The 9,848-nt window shown below is 48.7% G+C and carries 6 protein-coding genes; 2 read left to right on the forward strand and 4 right to left on the reverse strand.

Annotation, left to right across the window (positions count from 1 at the left end; all coding sequences use genetic code 11):
• Positions 1 to 729: 729 nt before the first annotated feature.
• A complete protein-coding gene (locus BP846_RS06070; protein WP_292393443.1) occupies positions 730 to 2,673 on the reverse strand; it encodes a hypothetical protein in 1,944 nt (647 codons plus the stop codon).
• Between the two features lie 268 nt (positions 2,674 to 2,941).
• On the opposite strand from BP846_RS06070, the gene BP846_RS13120 reads away from it, so the two are divergent.
• A complete protein-coding gene (locus tag BP846_RS13120; protein ID WP_394339961.1) occupies positions 2,942 to 3,097 on the forward strand; it encodes a hypothetical protein in 156 nt (51 codons plus the stop codon).
• A gap of 754 nt (positions 3,098 to 3,851) precedes the next feature.
• Positions 3,852 to 4,970 carry a glycosyltransferase family 4 protein gene (locus BP846_RS06080; protein WP_292393446.1) on the forward strand — a complete coding sequence of 373 codons (1,119 nt, stop codon included), beginning with the start codon at positions 3,852 to 3,854 and terminating at the stop codon, positions 4,968 to 4,970.
• A 26-nt stretch (positions 4,971 to 4,996) separates the two neighbouring features.
• Here the strand turns inward: BP846_RS06080 and BP846_RS06085 are convergent, their stop codons facing one another.
• The 3 genes from BP846_RS06085 to BP846_RS06095 form a co-directional block, all read right to left on the reverse strand.
• Complete coding sequence (locus tag BP846_RS06085; RefSeq protein WP_292393448.1) at positions 4,997 to 6,184, reverse strand: glycosyltransferase; 1,188 nt, start codon at positions 6,182 to 6,184, stop codon at positions 4,997 to 4,999.
• A gap of 63 nt (positions 6,185 to 6,247) precedes the next feature.
• Complete coding sequence (locus BP846_RS06090; protein WP_292393450.1) at positions 6,248 to 7,414, reverse strand: glycosyltransferase family 4 protein; 1,167 nt, start codon at positions 7,412 to 7,414, stop codon at positions 6,248 to 6,250.
• A 371-nt stretch (positions 7,415 to 7,785) separates the two neighbouring features.
• Positions 7,786 to 9,375, reverse strand: a complete 1,590-nt coding sequence (locus BP846_RS06095) for a hypothetical protein (protein ID WP_292393452.1) — start codon at positions 9,373 to 9,375, stop codon at positions 7,786 to 7,788.
• Positions 9,376 to 9,848: the final 473 nt, after the last annotated feature.

Consider the following 9,848-nt stretch of genomic DNA (forward strand, 5'->3'; position numbering starts at 1 on the left):
GCAAAGACCTGCGGAATGTCGGACGACGATCAGGCAGAAGGCATCGGCAACGAAACTCTCTCGAAAACCAGGTCAAGGAGGTGCGTGCAGGCTCCCCGTTTGTTTCCGGTGGAATGAGCAATGATGAATCCCAAGTGTTCTTGACGGCAGGGTATGTCCAGCAATCGCCGCAATCCCGTTTTTCAGTTTCCCGATGTGTTTTTGAACAAATGTCCTGAATTCGTCCTGTTCGATCCATTCAAGGGAGAGAGTCCGATGAAAGAGCTTAGCGTGCTCGCCGGTCAACCGGTAATCCCAGATAACCGTTCTCTGATGGTGGCCTGTTACCTGACTGACACCGCGAATCGAGAATTCTAATCTCAATTGCAACGTATCTTCCAGAATAGTCCTTCATCGTAGGCTGAGAGAGGCGTTCCTTCCCTAGACTGACGCTCAAGCATTGCCTGTCGGTTTAAGTTGATCTCTGATTAATTCCTCAGTGGCATACATCATGGGAAGCATCTCGCGAACAAGATGTACAATACTCTCTCGTCCCATGAGGAGCGCCATTCCGGACTCGTATTTCGATACTCTCACCGGAGGTCTTTCTTCAAACCCTCCCTCTTTTTCCGTGAAGATCTGATCGAAACCAGGCATGGAGATCAGACGATCAGACTTTTGTCGGCAGACTTATCGCACAGTGAGGGGGGCCGGGCGAGTGTTTTGGGACGGGGCTAGCACGGGGAAAAATCACATGGCTGAAAAACTCCGGCTATCACGGTATAACTCGACGCCGTAGTTTGAGTAGATTTTATCCTCTATTGTGAGTCTCCGTGAGATATTCAGGACATTTCCCTCTGTAGGCAGGTAGGGCTGAAGATTCTCCGGATCAAACTCGTCATAACTTCCAAGGAGCAGTCCGTTTCGCAGGAACTGGCCCTGAGGAAGGATGATATATCCTTGCTCCCCCGAGGATTCCAGCGTGTTTTGCAGCCAGTAATTGTCATAATATGGTATGGTATAATGCGGTAATCCCAGGCGCTCGGATCCATTGAACTTCTGCCTGGCGAAGAACCGCCACGTATAATAATCCGAGTGCAGGGAAGACCCGCTTGGAACTGTCTTCAATACATGATCAAATCCGGCGATCTCCTCCTCACAAAAGGAGTATCGTATGTGATCCGGTTCGTCCTTCACAAGCCCTAGGGAACCGATACCATAGATGGCAATCAGCGCGGCTAGCAGTATCCCACTCCATCGTGGCGTACATCCCCTGATAGATAGGAATTTGGCGAAGATGTACATCCCGACTCCCATGATGAGAGCGAGAAACGGCAGGACCAGAAGTGCAAACCGATCCATGCGAAGTATTTCCACGAATTGAAACACTGTAGTGAGGATATTCGGGACGTTCAGGAATATCGCCACCAGTCCCAGAATGCCGAATATGATCGAGTATCTTGGTTGCTGCTTCCATATGAGATAGAGCGCTCCGAGTAATGCGAAGAAAACGATGAGCAGAATATCGATGCGGTTCACGAGGAAACTTAGCCCCAGGTATTCCACTTTGGCAAAGACAATGCTTTTGTATAGATTGGGTTCGGTGCGCGGGAGCAACTCCCATATGAAGGAGTGAGCAACGAATATCCAGTAGCAGGCGAAGAGGGCAACGGGCACTGTCAGGAAGACCAGATTCACGTGCATTTCATCGTGTATAAGCAGTTCAAGGGTGAAGAGAAGTCCGAGCAGAATGATGATCATTGGTGTGGAGATCTGGTGAGTCAACAGAATGAAGACGAGCATGATCACGACGAGAACTCTCCGGGCGGTGGGTCTGGCAACGGCAGATTCTGTGTCAGACTTTGGACTTGCCAAGGAGTAGAGCAGATACAGGAGGATCAGGAACCCGACATAGGCCATGGTCCTCGTCACCATGTACGTGCCGTAGTATGTAACGTTAGCATTCATAGCATACGCAAGAATGATCAGGAGGGAGATCTGCTCATTGCGGAATATCCTGATGACTAGGTAGTACAGAAGCGGCACAGTGGAGATATAAATCAGGCAGGTAGTGACAAAGAGAGATGATTGGATATCCAGACCGAGCGTGAGCGAAGAGAGTGCCATGAATATGTGGTACAGGGGAAAGTGTGTGTAGTTCCCGAGTTCTGGCGGGATGATGTGCCCGGAGAGGTAGGTGACGGTGGACATGTAGATATGTGGCATCGTATCCGTAGCGCCGAAGTAGAGTGCCGATCGCAGAGTATAACTGTAAATGGTGACTGCGAGAGTGAGCATCGTCTCAACGAGCACTACTACCGGGACTATTCTTCTCGATAGAACCTGGACAAGAATTGTGACATATAAGATAAGGATCGCCACAAGACCCCACTTTGATTCGGCAGATGCGATGAGAAGAATAGCAATGGTAAGAGTATAGAGCAGCCCGAAGAGCAGTGTGGACTTAGAGGGATTATATGAAAACAGCCCTATGTTTCCTGACAGGTCGACATCCCTTTTTTTTATGATGATGAATGTAAAGACTCCGATGATTGCCGGAATTGCCAGAATTGAGCCGTTGACCAGGTAACTCACCCTATCGATGAGAATGCTGAAGATGAAGCCTGCGATGTAGGTGACCAGTACCAGATACGGAAAGGCCTCAGTCACTTTTTCCAGCAATCGAATCTTCATGCTAAACCTCTACTCTCCCTTAGGATTAGAGACCCCCTTCTGAACTCAAACTATATATTTCGCAGCTATCAGGTGCGTGTTGCACAATTCCAACAGAGGCCCCTTTCAATACCACTGACACATCAGTTCATGTCACCATTGTAGACCGGCATGTCGTAGCAGTTTATTTTTCATCCTCACATCTCATAGCATCCCCTTCCGGGAAGTGACCTGTCAAGGCATTGAACTGTGCCTTGATTTCGGAGAGGAACTCCATCCTTTGAGGGTATTGAAGAGCGAATTCCGGCCATACCCGTCCGTCCGCGAGAACCCTGCGCACAGCATACTCCTCACTGCAGCGCTGCACAACCCCGTCGAGGAGAAAGGGACGAACATCCGGTCATCCGGAACCTACTCGCCGGCGACTTCCAGGCCGAGAATCTGATTGGTCTCAACATCAATCACGGCGTGGACCCAGGTCCAGCCACGCCGGACCTTCCACTTCTCCCACATCTACTTGCCCTCGTCGGCAGCCCATGATCCAGGTGCTATTGACAGCGATGACGACGACCTCAGAAAAGGGTTCCGGGAGTTACTTTCAAACGAGAGATCCAAGGGTTTACCCGGCGGGAGAGGGTCGTATAATCTGCTGGCGTGAGAGTAGGATAATTATTGAGAGTTCCCGAGTAAGCCCCTCCCTCCGGCGGTAGGGCATCTAGGGGTGGATGTGAGTGCAGGCCATCCACACGATGAGGGGTTCTGGATACAGACGCGGACGGCCGCGCTTGCCGGTGTTCATCTGGTCAAGGAGCACATCCCACAGGTAGATGAACTCGAACGAGAGGTAGAACTCGCCGCGTCGAACAAGGCGTCCATTATATACTCCAGTTAGAGTATGCGTCTGGCATCTCTGTTCTTTGGGTCAAACTGCGAGGCATCTTCAACGCAGCAACAGAGCCGATAAGTATAATATGTACGATGATTGCAATAAGTGGCTCCAAACAGAGGCCAGATCATGATACCCCGCAAGCCTTTCCATCACCACGTCTCGCCGTGTCAGGCTGGCAAAATCCCCACGCTATCGGAGGGGCAGTCTGGAGGTGAGCCATGTGCTCACTATTCAGGGCTCTTATGTCTGCCTCCGGGCCCTCCTAGAGGCCCACCTCAGGCAGGTACGCAGCCACGGTACGAGGTGTAGCATGAAGATTGCATTCTTTGACATATACAATCCAGTTCCTATCAATAGCGGTGGTGACTGGTATAGGTTCTATCTGCTCTCTGAGTTAGGAAAAGAGAACGATGTATGTGAATATTATGCAATGGATGTCGGGGACAAGGAAGGTCACCAACCCCAGAAGACAAACTTCAAGGTACAATATCTGGTGCCGAGGTTCTCATTTATCAAACATTCAAGACTCTTGAGTATAATTAGACCTGATTACCTGCTGAATCAGTCTCTAGATAGTATTCAGACCCCTGACGCGATCTTTTTTAGTGTATTCTACTATCACATCGCAAAACAGATCGCAGACCGAAATCATATCCCTAAAATCCTTATTATGCATAATATTGAATGGCAGTATCTCAAGGCGAACGATTCTCCGCTTTATATCCCGATGAGACTTTATGAAAACCATGTGATCCGAAACGTTGATGCAGTTGTTACGATATCTTTGAGTGATTACGAGTATGTAAACGGAATGATTGACGAAGAAAAGGTCTTCTATATACCTCCAAAGATTGACACCGAGTTATTTAACCCTCACGGGCAACGTCAAGAACTCGGCAATGATAAATTCAATCTCGTGTTCTATGGCAGTTTGGATAGAGAGCAAAACCATGATGCATTACAATTCATCGTTCAAGAGTTGGTTCCGGCCATCAGCAACGAAAATATGAATTCAAGGGTGCGAGTGAATATTTTTGGGTCTGGAACTCCGCCTAAGCACTTCAATCTGGAAGAGAATAGCGGCATTAATTTTATTGGCCAGGTTGAGAATCCAGGTAATTACGTACGAGCAGCCGATGCCGTCATTGTTCCCTTAAAAAACCCGGGTGGGATAAAGATACGGATACTGGAGGCACTTGCGTGCGGTAGACCTGTCATCGCATCCACTCTGTCCATACAGGGCCTTCCGGCAGCTCTGCAGGAGTATGTACTCACTGCTGATTCCGTCTTCGAGTATATCGATGCAGTAAATATGCTCATTGAAGGAAAAACTTCACACGTGATAGGTGCAAATACTGTTCTCCAATCATTGAAGGGAGAATCCGTCGATGATTTAATCGAATATTTGAAGAATAGGGCGCTTTCCTGATGAGATTTATCTGGGCCAATGAATTTTTAGGATGGACTCAACAGGTTGTACAACTCAATATATCGAAACGCTACAACTTCCCATGTATAATCAGCGCTCAGAACTTTAGCGGCCATCATTAGATCTTTAAGCCTCGCGGAATCGCCAACCAAATCCAATACAGCCTTAACAATAACGTCGTCATCGTCGGAACGACCGAAGATCAATGAACACTTCTTCAGTGCATCGGCATGATCGACATCAACCCTGATGATAGGAACAGTACCACATATCAAGTATTCAAAAACCTTGTTGGGCGAAGCCTTTACCCAATAACGTGTGTCCGGCCTCAGAAGGAAAAAGCCAATATGGGCCTTTTGAGTGAGTTCGATTGTCTTCTCCCGCGGAACGTAGCCAAGGAATTGAAATTTATCAGCATACTTCTTAGATAGGGCATCGATCTTCACTTTTGATTGTGCATCCAAGTAGGTTCCACCTATGATGAAATTCACATTATCGTAGGACTGAAGCGTGTTATCTGCGATTTTTATGAGAAGATCGACATCTCTATCTAACAGATTATTGAGACCACCGATATAAATAGCATTAATCTGGGAATCTGACTTGAGTGACTGTATCTTGTCATTTATGATACTCGTGTCATAAACTTCCGATAAAGGATAATTTGGAACGGTAACAATATGTGGCTTGGGAAACAATCTACGAGCCGGATTGAAATGGTGCTCTGAAACAATAACTATCCCTGAAATAAAGTTTTTTATATGTTTTTCGTAGAAGGCAGGAATAGAAATACCATAACGCTGGACGAGTTCTTCGTAGAGTTCATGCCTATCATAAACAATTTTTGAACTGAGTAGCCCATTTCTAACCAGCATTGCGGCTAATGGTAATAACTGGGGATCATGTACGTGAAGAATGTACGGACGCACAGGATCAAAATTGAGTATTTCTAATGCCTTCAGACACTCCGTCAGTATTTTTCTTCTTAAACAATAACTCAGATAATAAAGCGTTCGAAGCTTGCCCTGAAATACCGATATGTTTATTCTAAACCCTTTCTCTCCGAATTGAGAAAATACCCCGGGTTTAGCAGATTCATCTATGTGGTTATAGTGTATTCTGTAGACATTTAATCCTTGATCTATGAGATATTTAACATGCCTCTTAATCCTCGCATCCTCTTCAGGGTGCGCATCAAGAATAATGACGTCCATATTTATGCGCCCATCCATATTGTCATAATCCATCATTCTGGATGACATTCATCCACACGCCGTTTAGTCCCTCCCTGTGTTATCCGAATCTCCTCCGCGGTACGGCCCAGCAGAGTATGTGAGATCTCCGTATGTTGATGAAAGTCTCTCCTCCATTATCTCCCAACGGAACAGGTTTTCATAGGCGGCCCGTGCGTTCGTCCCAAGCCTGTCTCTCAGGCTTGGATCTTCCCTCAACTGCTGGACAGCCTCCCTGAAAGCATCAGGATCGCCAAAAGGAACAATTAAGCCGCACTCCGTATCCCGGACGATAGATGTCATCGTACTGCCACTGTTCACGATGATCGGTTTTCCGCAGAGCATAGCCTCGAAAAGCTTGTTCGGGCTAGCGTAACAGTTATTTGGTATCCGTGGATTGTAGAGAGCAAAGAGAAGATCGGCCTCCATGGTTTTTGCTAGGATCTCCTTATGCGCGACCCACCCAAAGGAGAGCTGGATATTTTCCGAGCCCCTGGAGATCTCCTGAAGTTTCTCGCTGTATTGCTCGGAGCATGGACCATGAATGGAGAGGTATACACCAGGGAGATTTCTGACAATCCGGCAGACCTCGTCGAGGTATCGGTCTTCCTGGATATTGCCCCCATAAAAGATCCTGAATCGATTGTCAGAGGGTCGCGAAGGGATTCCGTCAATTGTACTCTCCTTGGGAGAGTTTGCAATAATGACAATTTTTCTCGTATCTCTGATTCCCACCTGCTTTATCCGTGCTGGATCAGGGAGAATTACGATGTCCGCATATTCCATCAGGCATCTGTCGATGACGGATATACATCTTTTCGAGAGATCCGCGAGCAGGGGAAACTGGATCATCTCGGCATAGAAATCATAGATGTCATACACAATCTTCTTTCTCTTCAGTTTCGCGACAAGGAGTGCTGGCACGTACGTGTCCAAGTCTGCCGCATGAACGACATCGAAATCCCTGTATGTGAGGGCGTGGATGATGAAGAGCCACCACAGGGGCAGGTACAGAATGACACGTAGATCGTCCGGATGTACTTTCGCTCGAAATTGGAGAACTTCACTCGTGTTCATACTGCGGGACTGCGAAATTCTTCCTCTGTCCCAAACGAGGAAGCAGACTGAGTGACCACTCTTTCGGAGTGCATCCGCTTCTTTCTCAAGCCTGGTGTCTGGGTAGTGAGAGCGAATCATCAATACTTGTGCCATACAAATCCTGCTGATCTGTATCCTGGGATGCGGAGGTTCCTGTTCCTCATAGGTATATAAATACTCACAGGGTAGAGTTACGTATCTGCTACTTCCCCTTGGGTATCTCCCGCATTGTATCGTAAGAGGCGTTGCTGTATCTCTCCTGCATGATCCCTGTTTTCCCCTGGCAGGCCAGGGGGCGGGCAATACCCGGCAATCGCGGGCGACTCACCGGAGATCAGCAATACCGGAAGATACTAAAACATTCGTCGCAGGTGTTGCATGACACACTATTACCGCAAAAAACTACATGATGCCCCTGGGGCCACAGGCATACCGGATGAAAATAGTTGGGGTCATTTTCATACGAAAGAGGGGAGAGAGAGGCGTTACGCCAAACTCGTGGAAAAGATCCTCTGCTGAAGAGTCGTCAGGATCTGCCCGGATGGACCCTTGTTCTCACCGATATACATGCGGACGTTGAGCTGGCTGGTTGTAACACCAGTTCGCCCGATCGGGGCGCCGGTATACTTGATCCAGTTGTGATCGATGTATGCCCCGGTCCTGGGAATCCCACGAATGGCGATGCTATAATCGGTTGTGCTGATAGCTTCAAACGTATTGTGATGAATGACCAGTCTGTCGCCGGCAACGTTCCCGGAAGGAGTGCTCACGCCGTGCATGTCTATGACATGAGCAGTGTTGCTCATGGGGAAGTTCGGGCCAAAGATGTTATAGCACACCTCATACCCATTGTTGACGTCTCCGGTTCCAGCGACTGCATGTCTGCAATAGTCAAACTTGTTCGCCTCGATCAGGCCCTCACCACCCTGCCCGACCTCGACGCCGTAGCCAAGATCGCTCCGCTGGCAGTGGTGGATATAGTTGTGGTGGATGTACCCGCCGATTTTCATGTCTGAAACTCCTCCAGTCCTGAAGAGAGCAACCCCTGCATAGCCCCAGCCAAAGATCTCACAATTGTCCACCTCCAGATTACGAGCAGTGGAGAAGATTGCAAATCTCTGTGGGCTTGATGTGCTGTTGTCAGGCCCCTGAAGTCGTAAGCCGGTGATCCTCACGTTCTGTCCGGTGACCTTGAACATAGTAGTGTACCGGTCGGTGTCAGGCCCGCTGCCCGTTGCGCTACTCTGGTAAATCAGCCCACCCGGGGAGACTGGGGGCTCGCCCATGCCAGCACCTTTGGGTACCACAATGCACATCCCACCTGATGCTGTGAGGTTCCGTTCTATCTCCACAGGAGGTGAGGGTGCTCCTGATTCTGCCTCTATCCAGATATGCTGCCCTCCTATGACAGTAACCGGGACATAACCCGGCTCGTCTGTGATGAGGAACCCATCGAGTTTCGAACCATCTTCCTGCTGCCGGATAGTCAGGGTGTGGTGTCCAGCGGAGAGATTGTATGTTCCTTCCCTGCTCCAGTACCAATCCGATTTTGGTTCCAGATCCCACAGCCGGCCCTCCTTACCATCCACCCTGACCCAGAATGAACTGTCATTCTCATCGGCCACAGATACAAGACCCCATAGAGTATACTCTCCCGGCTCTCCGGTGGTGAAAGAATATACTGCTGCTCCGGTCGTATTTACTGCTCCCCGGTTGCCTGCAAGTGTCACACCGGCGGGGATGATCACCTCTGGAGTATTAGTAAGGTCGATCTGGGCATTTGCATCGATGTATACTACATCTCCACTATCTGCATTCTTGAGTGCAACGAGCAGTTCGTCTCGTGTTGTGACGGGATACCTCACCTGTGAATCCATCGGTGTGACGATATCACTATATCCCTCGCCTCCGCCAATCGGGTTGCCTGTTGGGTTCTGTCCAGCGCCAAATCTCTTTTCCAGGCAGACCAATCCAAACGCAGAGTCCGGAATGATTATTGAAGTGACTGGCATAGTAAAAATCAATGCAGGCTGAGCAATCAGCATTACGCCTAGCAGGATCAGAACAATAGACACTGCTTGTCGTACGTGCACCTATATCATATGCCTGAAGTCTCTCGTTCTTAATAAAATTTTACCTTGCAGCAAGCCTATGGGAATCTGCCTGATCAGTTACCACACGCGCTCATTGGGCTTGGAGCTCCATATTGCACTCATTCCTCTGTTTGCGTGGGATATAAAAAGGGGTCGTACTGAATTCGTTTATGTTTGCCTGTAGGGACTTAACCAACTGAATACGATCCAACTGGTTGTGGTCGGTGCCCGCTCCGGTACGGGGATGCTGGGCAGGGAATATTGGGGTCATGATTGTGGCCTAATGACTGTTGCAATGAGCTCAGGTGCGGCCTTCCGAAATCGGACTCGGACAAGGCAGGTTCTGAATTATCGTGTATCACAGTGTTGTGCACAAAGTGTCAACGATGTAGTACTCGTCGCAGGTGTTGCATGATACACTATTACCGCAAAAAAGAGGGGAGAGAGAGGCGTTA

Origin of the sequence: Methanoculleus sp. UBA303 (assembly GCA_002501655.1) — an archaeon.
Lineage (GTDB): Archaea > Halobacteriota > Methanomicrobia > Methanomicrobiales > Methanoculleaceae > Methanoculleus.